Here is a 13,775-nt window from a genome sequence, read left to right on the forward strand (position 1 = left end):
TTCAGGAACGGGGTTCCCGGCGGTCAGCTACGGCGCGCCCTTCGATGCCACACGACCATCGCTCCGCCGATCGCGGCGAGCAATGCGCCGACGCCCAGCCAGCGGAACGGATCAAGCCCGCCGGTGAAGGCGAGGGGAGAACCTGGCCCCGCGCCTGAATTGATGCCGGCCCCGGTCGCCGTCACGCTGGACGTGGCCGAGGGCGTCGGCGTGGCGGTCCCGGTCGCCGTCGGGGTGGGCGTGACCGTCGCCGTCGGCGACGGTGTGGCGGTGACCGTCGGCGTCGGCCCGGAACGCGCCACTGTGAGGGAAATGCCCGTGCAGCCGTTGCAGGCCGTCAGCTCGGCACGCGGCGCGAAGCCGGCGACCGCCACCGAGACCCGGCCCGGAACAGGCCCCTCGGCAGCCGCTGGCACCGCGTTGAGCCCAGGATCGGCAGCGCTAATTCGCGCTGAAACAGTCAGGGTCGCGCTCTTACCGGCGGGCAGATCCGTCCTCCACCCCGCGACCCCGCCATGTTGCTCGGTGGTACCGGTCGACGCAGTGAGGCCTTCGACGGTCGCGTCGTCGACGAGGTCTGTGAGGTCCACAGCCACCACCGCTCCCGGCACGTCGACGGGCCCGGCGGTCGCCGACACCGTCCACGCGACCGTGTCGCCCGGACCCACCTTGCTCCCGTGCGCCGGAGTGGACGCCACCGCCAGCGACCATGTGCCCTTGGGCACGACGCCCGCGGCCTTGTCCTGCACTGCGGACAGGTTCTTCATCCAAGAGAACGCGGTGGGCGTGATGGTGTCATCGCCCCATGCCTTTCCGTCGCGGTCAACGGCGTATGCGAAGAACCCGCCCTTCAGGGAGCCGCCTTCGGGCTGCCAGGTCACGTACTGGTACGCCTTGCTCCGAGGCGCCGTGGCGGGATCGTAAATGCCTTCGGCGTCACCCCAGCGCGTCAGATCCCGCTCCTCGGGGAAGGAGAAGCCCGGCAGGAACTGGCAGGAGGCGATCTTGTCCGCGAAAGTGTTCCAGGTCCCCTGCATCCCCCACGTGCCCCGGCCGTAGGCCTGCAGGAGCACGAAGGAGATGTTCCCGTGCACGGCCTTGAACAGCGGGGTATTGCCGTCCAGGTTGGTGTCGAAGATGAAAAGCTTGTCGGTGCCGGACTTCGGGCCGATCAGTTTGCCGAGGGCGTTGAACACTCCGATCGCGCGAGTGAGTTCGTCGCCCTCCGAATGGGACTCGACGTCGATGTCGATCCCGTCGAGGCCGTATGGTGTGACGAAGGTGTCGACGAGTTCCTGCGCGTAGGAACGGTAGGCATCCTCGGTCAGCGGGATCTTGGCCCGGGCGAGGCGCTCGATCCACAGGGTGTGGACGACTTTCGTGCCCTGCGCGTGCAATGCGGGCACGTAGGTGTCGCGCAGGGTGGCCCAATAGTCGGTGTTGGCCGTGGCGCCGGCGTCGAAGACCATCGCCACATCAATCTCCGGAGGGAGGTCGCTCATGCGCGTGACGTTCGGGTCGGGCAAGTTTGAGTTGGCGCTTTGCGGCACGGTGACGTCGCGCCAGGTCCGGTAGTACGCCATCGTGAGTGGCTCGGCCTCGCAATGCGTAGTGTTCCCCACTGATGCCTTGGGGGTCTCAGCGGCCACTGCAGACTGCGGGCCGAAGGCGGCGAGTCCGGCGAGTAGTAGCCCAGCACCGAATGCTGTTGTTCGTCTCATTGCTCTCTCTTCTTTGAAGAGGCATCTTCAAAATCCCCGTGAAGATACCCGGGCGGGGTGCAACTATAGCGATTTAGTAAAACGGTAACAGGCGGAGACTGCCATGCACAGAAAAAGTTTTGGGATGACCCTGTATCGCTACAGTTGAAGCATGAACAAAGCGAAGCGCGTGACCATCACGGACATCGCCCGGCTCGCCGGGGTGTCACCGGGGGCGGTGTCGTTCGCGCTGAACGGACGGCCGGGCGTCAGCGCGCAGACGCGACAGCGCATCCTCGACATCGCCGCGGAGAGCCAATGGCTTCCGAACTCGGCGGCCCGGGCGCTCGTCGGCTCGCATGCCGGGGTCATCGGCTTCGCCGTCAACCGCTCGGCAGGGACCCTCGGTGCCGAGGCGTTCTTCACCGACCTTATTGCCGGCGTCCAGTCGGCCCTTGCGGGGAAACGCATCGCGATGCAGATGGTGCTCGTCTCCTCGGTCGAGGAGGAAGTGGCGACCTACCGCCGCTGGCACAGCGCCAAGCAGGTCGATGGAGTCATCGTCATCGATCCTCGTGACGACGACCCGCGCCTCCCCGTGCTGCGCGATCTCGCCCTCCCCGCGGTCGTTCTCGGCAGCCATGCGTCCCCCGAGGGCCACCCGGCGACGATTTGGCTCGACGACAGTCAGGTGGCGCACTCTCTCTTCGACTATCTCGGCGCCCTCGGTCATCGCTCGATCGCATACGTCGCAGGTCCTGCGGAGTTCCAGCACACGCGCCTGCGCACCGAGGTGCTTGCCGGCCTCGGCGATCGCGGGGTGCGCGGAGAGGTGATCGCCACCGACTTCTCGCCAGCCGAGGCATCCACGGCCATGCGCCGCGTCCTGAGTCGGCTGGAACGGCCAACGGCCGTGGTCTTCGACAACGACGTGATGGCGATCGCCGGCCTTCGTGTCGCGCAGGAGATGGGGGTTCCCGTGCCGAAGGATCTCTCTGTCGCCTCCTTCGACGACTCGGTCGTCGCGGGGCTCGTGCACCCCTCGATCACCTGCATCACCCGCGATACGTTCGGGCTCGGAGCGGAGGCGGCAAAATTCCTGCTCGAACAGATCGATGCCCCGGACGTGCTGGCGGACCGGATCGGCGCCATGCCGCAGCTCACCGTCCGCGAGAGCACCGCCGTCCCGCGTTGAGGTCAGTACCTGCGACGGCAGGCGGGGAAGCTTCTCAGACGACCGTGTTCCGGGAGGCGTAAGCGGTCCGGCTGACCGCGGGGCGGATGAGCTCGGTGATGCCGCGCGCGGCGAGAACCTCGGGCTTCGCGGCGTCGATCGACGTGACGATGGCCGGGTCAGCGCCTGTTGTACAGGCGTCCACCCAGGCCTGGAAGATCGCGCCGCCCGGGCTCATCGCACCGCGGCTGATCGGCGTTGCGTTCTCGTTGACCTCGACGACGATGCCGAGGGTGCGTGCGGGAGTGGGCTGCCGCTCGCGAAGCTCCGGGATGAGTTCGGCGAAGCGGCGCCCGATCGGCTTCGCCGCGCCGTTTTGGTCGACGAGCCCGAGCGTGTATTCAAGCTCGGGGAAGTCCGCGAGGCTGCGGCTTACGTCGTGCGAGCACCACCACGTGACGCCCCAGAGGTTCTCGGTACGTGCGACGGAGCGCAGCGTGGCCTCCAAGAAGCCCGGGGTCTGCGCAGGTGTCAGGCAATTCGACGGGGCGCCGACCTCTTGCAGCCAGATCGCACGGGTGGGGTCGGTGGCGAAGCCGCGGGCGAGTTCGATCATGTACTCGGCGTGGCGATCGGAGGCCACGGAGCGGCCGCCATAGCGCTGGGCCGTGCCGTTGAAGATCCATGAGTGCACGGTGGTCATATCGCCGAGGCGGGAGGCAAGGGCGGGCGTGAAACCGTGCCCGTCCATGTACCACGCGGCGTCGTACTCGCTGTGCACATGCTGCTGCGCAGGGGCGGAAGTGTGCGCGGCATCCAGGAGGGTCGTGATCCAGTTCGCGGCCTCGGCCTCGGTGACGGGCCAAGGGGACGGGTGGCTCGGTGCGGAAAACTGATTGGTCTCATTGCCGAGGGTAAAACCGAGAAAATTGGCGGCGTCGCCGATTCGCTCGCCGAGACGGGTGACCAACTCGGCCTGTCCGCTCAGGGCATCGGGATGCGTGAACATGTTCTTGTCGTGCCAGGTGAGCAGCCACGACGGGATGAAGTCGAAGCTCGACAGGTGCCCCTGGATGACGTCGACGCTGACATCCAGTCCGAATTCCGCCGCCGTGTCAACCACTGCCCGGACGTCGTCCACGGCCTTCTCGCGGATCAGCGTGCGGTTGGGCTGGAGCAGCGTCCACAGCGGAAAGATCCGCACATGGTCGAGGCCGATCGCTGCTAGCGAGGCGAAATCCCTGCGGACCTCGTCGAGATCCAGTGACATCCATGCGTGCATCCACTGGGACGACGGGGTGTAGTTGGCGCCAAAGCGCAGCGGGGCAACGGGGCGGGTCATCGCGGTCCTTTCCGGAAAATCAATGCCTGGCCGGTGTCGTCCGGCACTGGACGGTTCGGCGCTCGGTGTGGCAAGCTATCGCCACTATATCGTTTTAGTAATAGGTTGCGACTGCGACCCATCCCGAGACGTAGCAGCCTGGACCCTTCGAAGGAGACTGTCCATGAAGATCCGAACGACTGCCGCCGCAGGCATCGCGGTGGCCACAGCACTCGCCCTCACCGCCTGTACCGGCGGCCCCTCCTCGCCCGCCGCTTCCGGTAGCGATGGAAAGATCAGCGGGAACATCTCGTTTCAGACCTGGTCGCTGAAGAACGACAAGTTCACCCCCTACTTCGAGGGCGTCGTCAAGGCGTTCGAGAAGGAGCACCCGGGCGTCACGGTCAAGTGGATCGACCAGCCCGGCGATGGCTACGAGGACAAGATCCTGCAGCAGGCCGGATCCGGTGAACTACCGGACGTGGTCAACCTTCCGCCGGAGTACGCTTACTCCCTCGCTTCGGCTGGGCAACTCGTCGACTTGAAGAAGAACTCGAAGATCCTTGGCGACTACGTCGACGGCGGAGTCGGAGCGTACAAGTTCGACGGCATCGATGGCTCTTTCGGATTCCCTTGGTACCTGGGCACCGAGCTGAACTACTGGAACAAGGACCTGCTCGCCAAAGGCGGAGTGACCGCGCCGCCGAAGACGCACGCCGCAACCTTGGACGCCGCGGCCAAGCTCGCGGCAGCCGGCGTGCAGACGATCTCGGATGTGCCCAGCCCCAAGTCGCTGCAAATCATGGTGTCCGACCGGGGCGGGAAGCTCGACGTCTACAAGGACGGCAAGTTCGTCTTCAACACCCCCGAAGCCGCGGCGATCATCCAAAGCTACGCCGGGCTTTACAAGGCGGGGGCGATCACGCCAGAAGCGTTGCAGAACGCCGGAACCGCAAATGCCAACGTCAACAACTTCAACAAAGGCACCGTGGCCTGGACCACCTCGGGTCCGAACTACATCGACAAGGACGTCTCCGTGAATGCCCCGTCGATCCTGCCCAGCGTCGAGGCGACCAACGGCTTCGGCAACCCGCCGCTGTTCGTGCAGGGCATCAGCGTTTCGGCGAAGTCGAAGAACTCCGCCGCGGCGCTTGCCTTCGCCGAGTTCCTAACGAACACGAAGAACCAGATCGCGTTCGTCAAGCTCGCCCCCGGATTCTTCCCCGGAACCAGGGCCGCCAACCAAGACCCCTCCGCGTTCACCGAGACGGCGAAGAACAAGATGCAGGGCGTCGCCACCGACCTGGCAGCTTCGCAAATGGACAAGGCCCGGATGATGGGAGCCCCGAAGTTCACCGAGGCGATGGAGACCTACGCCAAACAGCAGATCGCCCTCGCGGTCAAGGGGGAAATCTCTGCCCAGGAGGCGCTGGACAAGGCCGTCGAGTACGCGAAGCAGAACGTCGCCAGCTGAGGCGGCGACGACGAGATGAAGGGGGCGTTCGCCGTGAGACTACAGCGCTGGTACACACCGTACCTGCTGGTGCTGCCCGGTGTGATTTGGATGGTCGTGTTCGCAATCTGGCCGTTCCTGAACACGATCGCACTCGCGTTCACGGATGCCCGACCCCTTCGTCCAGCGGAGTTCGTCGGCTTCGCGAACTTCGACAAGATGCTTGAGGACGACCGCTTCGGCTACGCGCTGACGACCTCGATGATCTATGTCGTCGTGTGCGTGCCGCTGCTGACGTTCCTCCCTCTGCTGCTCGCACTGCTCGTGCACAACAAGGTGCCCGCGATCGGGTTCTTCCGCACCACGTTCTACTTCCCGGTGATCGCTTCCGCCGTGGTCGTGGCGATCGTCTGGGAGTTCCTCTTCTCCGGCAGCGGCACCATCAACTCCGCACTGAACTTCTTCGGCCTCATCGACCGCCCGGTCGAATTCCTCTCCGACCGCTGGTTGCTATCGGATGTGCCATCGGGTTGACGGTGTGGAAGGGGCTCGGCTACTACATGGTCGTTTACTTGGCGGCCCTCGGGAACGTCGGCCGCGAGCTGCACGAGGCGGCGGCGATGGACGGTGCCGGGCGCTGGCGCCGATTCTGGTCGGTGACCGTCCCCGGAGTGCGCGGACCCATGATGCTCGTGTCGGTGCTGGTGTGCGTGGGGGCGACGCGCGTTTTCACCGAGCTCTACGTGCTTTCCAATGGTTCGGGGGGACCTGGCGGGCGGGCAATGAGCATGGTGATGCTCATCCAGTCGATGGGCAAGGGATTGAACGGTCAGATCGGCTACGCGTCCGCGATCTCGCTGGTGTTGTTCCTGCTGACCCTTGTTCCGCTGCTGATCGTCGGGATCGCGAACAACGGAGACACCATCCGCGAAGCATTGGCGAGCAGGCGCGCGGTCAAGGCCGCGAAGGTCAAGCGCGAGGCGAAGGTTCAGGAGGTACCGCGGTGACAGCGACGCAGACGAGCCGCACGGTGAAGCCGCCGCGGGAGAATCCCTACCGCACCCGGGGTTCGGCGGACATCATGAAGCCATCGCTCGGTGGCCTGATCGGCAAGTACGCGCTGCTTCTCGGCGTGCTGGCGCTCATGGTGTTTCCCTTCCTCTGGCAGATGTCGACCTCGCTCAAAGGGGCGTCGGAGAACATCTACGACTTCCCGCCGGCGCTGATCCCGGCGGCGCCGACCCTGGACAATTACGCCGAGGTGTTCCGTACGATTCCGGTGGTCGACTACGCCTGGCACTCCCTGCTCGTCGGCGTGGGCACGGTGATTACCAACGTCCTGTTCGCGACACTCGGCGGCTACGCGTTGGGCACGATGAAGTTCCGCTTCAAGTGGGTCGTGTTGGCGATCTTCTTCTCCACGCTGCTGATCCCGGCCGAGGTCACCCTGACCAGCCAGTACCTCACGGTGAAATCATTGGGGCTCGCGAATACGCTCTGGGGCGTGTTTCTCCCCGGAGCGATCGGGGCGATCAACGTACTGCTGATGACGGCCGCCTGCCGTATGATCCCCGCGGACACGTTGGACGCGGCGACTATCGACGGCGCGAACACGATGCAGCGCCTGCGCCACATCGTCTGGCCGAACGTGCGGGGCATGGTCTCGGTCGTTGCCCTATTCGCGTTCATCGGCGCGTGGGACGACTTCCTCTGGCCTCTCGTCGTGCTTTCAGATCCTGCGAACTACACACTGACCGTCGGGATGCAATATCTCAGCTCCAACTTCGCCGCGAATCCACGCGTGATCGCAGCGGGAACGATGATCGCTCTAGTGCCGATCATCCTGCTCTTCGCGGTCTTGCAGAAGTGGTTCTTCAAGGGCGTCGAGGAGGGAAGCGTTAAGGGATGACGGACCCGACGATCCAACTCTCTTGAGCGTTTTAGTACACCATCAGCGTCGAGCCCGGAGAACCGACTATGCATGATGACACCCCGCTCACAATCGGTCGCGTCAAGCGCGTCCTCGAGGAGCGCATCCGTCCGGCGATCCACTCGGCATCCGTGCCTCTGGCCGTCGAGATCCACGAGCTCGCCGGCGAGCCGATCAGTCCTGCCGACGGGCTCGCGCTCGAGTACGCGCAGGGGGCCGTCGGAGTGCCATGGGGTCCCGCCTGGGGCACCACCTGGTTCCGGCTCACCGGTCGTGTGCCGGCCGAGTGGGCAGGGCGCACGGTCGAAGCCATCATCGACCTCGGGTTCGATGTCAACATGGCAGGTTTCCAGTGCGAGGCGCTCGTCTATCGCGCCGACGGCACTCCGGTGAAGAGCATCAACCCCCGCAACCAGTGGATCCCGGTCACCGAGGCGGCCGACGGCAACGAGGCCGTCGAACTGTACCTCGAAGCGGCATCCAACCCCGTGCTGCTCGACTACCATCCCTTCCTCCCGACGCAGGAGGGCGACATCCTCACCTCGTCTGCGGAGCCGCTCTACCGCACGCGCCGGATGGATCTCGTTGTCTTCGAGCAGGAGGTCTTCGAGCTCTCGCTCGACGTCGACGTCCTGTTCGAGCTGCAGGCCGAGCTTCCACCCACCTCCCCGCGGCGCATGAGAATCCTGCAGGCCGTGGATGATGCCCTCGACGTGCTCGACCTTCAGCACATCGCCGCGACCGCTGCGGACGCCCGCGCGAAGCTCGCCGACGTGCTCGCGGCTCCCGCCGAGGCCAGCGCCCATCGCATCTCGGCCATCGGACACGCACATATCGACTCCGCCTGGCTGTGGCCGGTCCGCGAGACGATCCGCAAGGTCGCCCGTACCTCGTCGTCAATGACGGCGCTACTGGAAGAGCAGCCGGAGTTCCAATTCGGCATGTCCAGCGCGCAGCAGTACGCGTGGCTCAAGGAGCACCGCCCCGAAGTGTTCGAACGAGTGAAGGTAGCTGTGGCCGACGGTCGCTTCCTGCCACTTGGCGGCATGTGGGTCGAGTCCGACACGGTGATGCCGACGGGTGAGTCGCTCGTGCGGCAGTTCTTGCACGGTCAGCGGTTCTTCGAGCGGGAGTTCGGCTTCCGCTCGAAGGGCGTCTGGTTGCCCGACAGCTTCGGCTACTCGTCGGCACTGCCGCAGCTTATGCGCCGCGCCGGCTTCGAGTGGTTTTTCACGCAGAAGATCTCCTGGAATCAGCAGAACGTCTTCCCGCACCACACGTTCCTGTGGGAGGGCATCGACGGCTCGCGGATCTTCACGCACTTCCCGTCTATGGACACCTACAACTCGCAGCTGAGCGGGATGGAGGTCGCCAAGGCGTCGCGCCAGTTCAAAGAGAACCGGGTCAGCTCCCGGTCCATCGCGCCCGTGGGCTGGGGTGACGGCGGCGGCGGCACGACGCGCGAGATGACGGGCCGCGCCCGACGCCTTCAGAACCTCGAGGGCAGCGCCCAAGTCGTCTGGGAACATCCCGACGTCTTCTTCGACGCCGCCAAGGCAGAGCTCCCGCACCCGGCTGTCTGGGTCGGCGAGTTGTACCTCGAACTGCACCGCGGCACTCTCACCAGCCAGCACGGGACCAAGTCACGCCACCGCCGGGCCGAGCACGCACTCATCGAGGCCGAGTTGTGGGCGGCGACGGCTGCCGTCCGCACGGGGACCGAGTACCCTCACGCTGAATTCGAGCAGCTGTGGCAGCAGGTGCTGCTGCACGAGTTCCACGACATCCTTCCCGGTACCTCCATCGCCTGGGTGCACCGCGAGGCGGTCGCCGTCCTCGACGACGTGATCGCCAGGGCCCGGGCTATCGCGGATGCTGCGCGCCAATCGCTCGCCGGAGACGGCGACCGTGAGCTCGTGTTCTCGCCGGCGTCGGTTGCCGGTCCGCTGCCGCTCGGCGCCACCGCGGCCGTCGCCTCGGATGACCGGGTCACGCTCGACGACTCGAGCGACGGCATCGTGCTTGAGAACGCGCTCGTGCGCGTGCACATCTCCAAAGAGGGCCTGGTGGTCTCCGCGGTAGATCTGCGGACCGGACGCGACGCCGTCGCCGATGGCCGCGCTGCGAACCTGCTGCAGCTGCACCAGGACTTCCCGAACATGTGGGACGCCTGGGACATTGACCGCTACTACCGGAACAGCGTCACCGAGCTGCGCGATGTTACCTGCATCTGCTCGCGGCTCACCCAGGCCGGCGCCGAAGTGGTCATCGATCGCACGTTCTCCAAGTCGGCCATCACCCAGACGATCACGCTGGCACCCGGTTCGCGGACGCTGCAGATCGTCAACGACATCGACTGGAACGAGGCCGAAAAGCTGCTCAAACTCGCGTTCCCGCTCGACGTTCAGGCGCCACACTCCGAGGCCGAGACCCAGTTCGGCTATCAGTCGCGCGTCACGCACACGAACACGAGCTGGGAGGCGGCGAAGTTCGAGACGTCGATGCACCGCTTCGTCCTGGTGCGCGAGGCCGACTTCGGCGTCGCCCTCGTGAACGACTCGATCTACGGCTACGACACCTCCCGCGAGGTGGCGGACGATTCGGTGACGACGACCGTGCGGCTCTCGCTGCTTCGGGCACCGCGCTTCCCTGACCCCGACGCCGACCACGGACGCCACGTCATCACGATCGGCATGGTGATCGGCGCTGGTCCTGCCGAGGCCACTCAAGCGGGCGTCGAGCTGAACGCCCCAGGGACCGTAGTCCGGGGCGGTCACGACGTCGCGCCGCTGGTCTCGGTCCAGGGCGAAGGGATCGTCGTTTCCTGCGTGAAACTCGCCGAAGATAGCTCGGGCGACCTTATCGTGCGCGTCTACGAGTCGCTTGGTCGTCGCACGAACGGAGAGCTGTCGGTCGACTTCCCGCACCGCGAGGTGCGTGAAGTGAGCCTCATCGAGGACGCCTTGGACGGTGCGCGCCTCGGTGGCGAGTTGCGACTGCGGCCGTTCGAGGTGCGCACCCTGCGCGTCGTGCGCTGAGGGGCGTCCATCGGCCGACGCCCGGAGTGGCGTGCGGCTGGGGGTCTCAGATCCAGCCGCACGCCGTGCAGGGATCCTTGGACCCCTGCACATGCCCTTGGCCGTGGGTCGCATGGGGGCACACGACCACATGTGGGCACGGCCTGACATGCGGTCCATCGAGAATGGACGCCTCCGTAGCGGCCCCCAACAGGTCCGCGAGGATTCTCATTCCTTCGCATGCCAGGCACTAACTTTGTGTCGCAGTGGTGTGAATCGTGTCGCGAACTTCGCAAAATATTTCCGGAAGTCCGTCGAAATGCTGGGTCATGACTCAGTCCGTTGGGTGGTTCTCCGGCATCGAAGCGGTGAGATCAACGATGTGCCCGTGGAGCGCTGCCTCGCGCACTGACCAGATCGCAGCAATTGCCGCATCCTCGTCCTCAAAAGGCTCGGAGGTGAGCAGCACGTCCCCATTTCCTGTGACGAGCTGGAACCTCAGGCAGGCATCCGCGTCAACGTAGAGATTGAATTGTGTGGCCATTGTGGTGCTTCCTTGTCTGGAGGTAGGCGCCCTCAGGCCCTTGCGTGCCCGGAGCGTTTGAATCATCGGTTGCGTCGGTGGTTCCACGCACGGGAAGCCAGGTAGAACGCCAGCAGTCCGCCGACGAAATACGCCGCCCAGAACGGGAATCCGGTGTCGGCTTGGCGTCCAGCGAGGGTTTTCTGTTCCGGGGCGTCTTTGGGGATGTCTGCGATCCGGGAGGCGCGGACGAGGAGCCGGTGTGAGTTCACTCCGATGGGGGTGCACGTGATCAGGGTGATGGAGTCCTGGCCCGGGGTGATTTTCAGTGAGGAAACGTCATCCGGTTTGACCACGTCGATCCTGTTCACCGTGTAGAGGAACGTGTGGTCCATGACTTCGGTGGAGAAGATGTCACCCGTTTTCGCACTGTGGAGGGGGTTGAAGAGTTCCGCGTTCGGGATCCCCGAGTGCGATGTCAGAACGCTGTGAGTGCCGGAGCCGCCTACGGGAAGGGAGGAACCGTAGAGGTGGCCCACGCCTTTGGCCAGGACCTCGTCACTGGTCCCGTGGAAGATCGGCAGGTCGATTTTCACGGAGGGGTACCGGAATCTGCCGACCACCTCGTCGTTGGCGACATTCAACTGGCTCCGATAGTCCTTCAGTCGCTCTTCCAAAGCCGTCGCGGGGGCGTGCGGGGAGTAAGGGTCCCGCAGCTGACCAGCGGGGACACGGGAGTTGTATTCGCGTGCCCGGTCCAAGACTTTCGTCCGGGCCGAGGGCTCGAGTTGATCGACTTCCTGCGCGTAGCCGGAAAGTTTGCTGTTGTGCGAGATTGAGCTGAACCAGTCGGCTGCCTGGGGGTACAGGATCAGGCCAAACCCGACGGCCGCGATGACCATCATCGTCACAAATCTCCGGTCAGCACGGCCGCGCCGCATGCTCGTGCGCCTACGTAACACCTTGCGGGTCTTGGTGCGCCCGGGGTGGTCTTTCGGGCCGGTTTCGGAACCCTCCATGAATTCCTCGAGGGTTTGAGTCATTTGGGCCTCTTGCTTTGATGGACGGGAGCAGTATGGGGCATCCACCAGTTGGTGGATGCCCCATACCCTGCATCAAGGGGAGCAGGTCACGCGCAGTGCTTATTTTGCTTCGGTGCGCTTCCGGCGGCCGGTGACCGTGAAGAGGCCTGCGCCTGCGAGCACGAGGACCCCGCCGGCGGTCAGGGCCCAGGTACCCACGCCACCGGTGAGCGGCAGCGCGAATCCGGCGGCGTTCGCCAGGACGTTCTCGATCGTCACCGTCACGGTCGAGGGGTCAGTGCCGGTGACCGCGGTCTCGACCGGCTGGGCAAGCAGCGCATACCCGGTCGGGGCCTTGGTCTCTACCAGCCAGTACGACTGGTAGCCGGGCTGGCCCGGGCCCACTGGCGCCCCGTTGGCCCAGTTGGAGTAGCGCAGGCCCGAGATCACCAGGTTGCCGCCGGCATCGGTGGTCCAGGAACTGGTCCCTCCGACGCTGATAGCGTTGGTGCCGGCCAGCGCATCAGCCTGGGTCCGGTACACCGAGAACACCGCACCGGCCAGTGCCGCGGAACTCTGGGAATCCTTCTTGTGCAGCACGATGTTGCCCCACTTGGTGATCACCGGCGCGGTCACGGCCGGGCCGCCGGCCTGGCCCGCGGCGATGGTGAAGCTGGCCGCGTTCGGGTAGACAAGAGCCGTGTTCGTGATCTCACCGACCGTGTTCACGGTGGCGTTCACCGTGACCAGGACCTTGGCCGTGGGGTTCGCAGCCAGGATGGCCCGGCCGCTGGCGGTGAAATCGACAGTGAGGGTGTTCGAGGCCGCATCGAAGACGATGGTGTAGTCCGTCCGCGGCGGCGTTGACATAGCATTCACCGTCAACGCCGCGTTGTTGGACAGCGCCACCGTCGAGTCGCTGTAGCTCAGCTTCGAATCAAGCTTGTCCACGACCCGGTACCCATCGATCGGGTTGACATTCGGGATGTCGGAGCTGATGGTCCACTGCACGGTATCGCCGAGCTTGACCACCGACGCATCGTTAACGGTCTTCGTGGCTGTCGTCACGGCGTTCTTGGGGTAGACGTTCACGTCGTACATCCAGCCGTTCCCCCCCGGCGGGGTCCGTCATGGGAATCGTCACCAGGAACGGGGCCGAGGGAGTCACACCGGCCGGGTAGCCGGTCTCCGTCACCAGATACAGGCCCAGCGGGAGATTCCCCAGGGTCGCCGTCCCGGCCGCGCCGGTCGTGGCCGTCGAACCCGGGCCCGCCGCCTGCCCCGCGGCCTGAGCCGGAGTCAGCGCAGCCGCCGCAGCCCAGCCCGCATTCGTCGCCAGGTCAATGTCGTTCACCTTCTGCACCGTGAACGTCACCCCAGCCATCGGGGTCAGTGCCGCGGTCTGGGCCGGGGTCAATGCCGTTCCGTCGCTGGGCAAGCCGGTCGCCGTCGCCGGCTTCTCATACTTATGGATGGTCAGAGAACCTGTCTTGGACGGATCGATGTTCGCGGTATTTGCCGCGCTTGCACCTCCCGCCCCGAGAGCAAGCATGCCCGCTGAGGCTATTGCGGCCAGGGAGGCTATTATGCTGCGCCTCGCCTTCGATGATTTCATCGTGTTCCTTTCTTGTTTCC

Annotated in this window: 12 protein-coding genes; 6 read left to right on the plus strand and 6 right to left on the minus strand. The window is 65.3% G+C overall.

Features of this window, described 5'->3' with window-relative positions; all coding sequences use genetic code 11:
* Positions 1-23 precede the first annotated feature (23 nt).
* A complete protein-coding gene (locus tag ACSVHC_RS10090) occupies positions 24-1,721 on the minus strand; it encodes an EndoS/ChiA family endoglycosidase (RefSeq protein WP_439180915.1) in 1,698 nt (565 codons plus the stop codon).
* A 151-nt stretch (positions 1,722-1,872) separates the two neighbouring features.
* Here ACSVHC_RS10090 and ACSVHC_RS10095 point away from each other — a divergent pair, with 151 nt between their 5' ends.
* Positions 1,873-2,895 (plus strand): LacI family DNA-binding transcriptional regulator, encoded by a 1,023-nt coding sequence (locus tag ACSVHC_RS10095; protein ID WP_437772099.1) that lies wholly within the window; start codon positions 1,873-1,875, stop codon positions 2,893-2,895.
* Between the two features lie 34 nt (positions 2,896-2,929).
* Here the strand turns inward: ACSVHC_RS10095 and ACSVHC_RS10100 are convergent, their stop codons facing one another.
* Entirely contained in the window at positions 2,930-4,216 is a 1,287-nt protein-coding gene (locus ACSVHC_RS10100) for a glycoside hydrolase 5 family protein (RefSeq protein ID WP_437772098.1), read from the minus strand.
* 163 nt (positions 4,217-4,379) lie between these two features.
* Between ACSVHC_RS10100 and ACSVHC_RS10105 the strand changes: the two genes are divergently transcribed.
* The 5 genes from ACSVHC_RS10105 to ACSVHC_RS10125 all read left to right on the plus strand — a co-directional run bounded on the left by ACSVHC_RS10105 (position 4,380) and on the right by ACSVHC_RS10125 (position 10,616).
* Positions 4,380-5,669: an extracellular solute-binding protein gene (locus ACSVHC_RS10105; protein WP_437772097.1), complete on the plus strand. Its 1,290-nt coding sequence runs from the start codon at positions 4,380-4,382 to the stop codon at positions 5,667-5,669.
* 33 nt (positions 5,670-5,702) lie between these two features.
* Positions 5,703-6,182: a carbohydrate ABC transporter permease gene (locus ACSVHC_RS10110; protein ID WP_439180916.1), complete on the plus strand. Its 480-nt coding sequence runs from the start codon at positions 5,703-5,705 to the stop codon at positions 6,180-6,182.
* A gap of 26 nt (positions 6,183-6,208) precedes the next feature.
* Complete coding sequence (locus tag ACSVHC_RS10115) at positions 6,209-6,655, plus strand: carbohydrate ABC transporter permease (RefSeq protein ID WP_439180917.1); 447 nt, start codon at positions 6,209-6,211, stop codon at positions 6,653-6,655.
* Positions 6,652-7,557 (plus strand): carbohydrate ABC transporter permease, encoded by a 906-nt coding sequence (locus ACSVHC_RS10120; protein WP_437772095.1) that lies wholly within the window; start codon positions 6,652-6,654, stop codon positions 7,555-7,557. The genes ACSVHC_RS10115 and ACSVHC_RS10120 overlap by 4 nt, the downstream gene beginning before the upstream one ends.
* A 68-nt stretch (positions 7,558-7,625) precedes the next feature.
* The gene (locus tag ACSVHC_RS10125) at positions 7,626-10,616 is read left to right on the plus strand and encodes an alpha-mannosidase (RefSeq protein WP_437772094.1); all 2,991 of its coding nucleotides are present in this window, start codon (positions 7,626-7,628) and stop codon (positions 10,614-10,616) included.
* 313 nt (positions 10,617-10,929) lie between these two features.
* On the opposite strand, the gene ACSVHC_RS10130 is transcribed toward ACSVHC_RS10125, so the two are convergent.
* The 4 genes from ACSVHC_RS10130 to ACSVHC_RS10145 all read right to left on the minus strand — a co-directional run bounded on the left by ACSVHC_RS10130 (position 10,930) and on the right by ACSVHC_RS10145 (position 13,755).
* On the minus strand, positions 10,930-11,139 hold the full coding sequence (locus ACSVHC_RS10130; protein WP_437772093.1) for a YegP family protein: 210 nt from the start codon (positions 11,137-11,139) through the stop codon (positions 10,930-10,932).
* Positions 11,140-11,201: 62 nt separating this feature from the next.
* Positions 11,202-12,161, minus strand: a complete 960-nt coding sequence (locus tag ACSVHC_RS10135; RefSeq protein ID WP_437772092.1) for a class C sortase — start codon at positions 12,159-12,161, stop codon at positions 11,202-11,204.
* A 99-nt stretch (positions 12,162-12,260) separates the two neighbouring features.
* Complete coding sequence (locus ACSVHC_RS10140; protein WP_439180918.1) at positions 12,261-13,241, minus strand: SpaH/EbpB family LPXTG-anchored major pilin; 981 nt, start codon at positions 13,239-13,241, stop codon at positions 12,261-12,263.
* Positions 13,183-13,755, minus strand: a complete 573-nt coding sequence (locus tag ACSVHC_RS10145) for a SpaH/EbpB family LPXTG-anchored major pilin (RefSeq protein ID WP_439180919.1) — start codon at positions 13,753-13,755, stop codon at positions 13,183-13,185. Before ACSVHC_RS10145 ends, ACSVHC_RS10140 begins: the two co-directional genes overlap by 59 nt.
* Positions 13,756-13,775 lie beyond the last annotated feature (20 nt).

This window comes from Arthrobacter sp. KNU-44, from assembly GCF_051843155.1.
Taxonomy (GTDB): domain Bacteria; phylum Actinomycetota; class Actinomycetes; order Actinomycetales; family Micrococcaceae; genus Arthrobacter.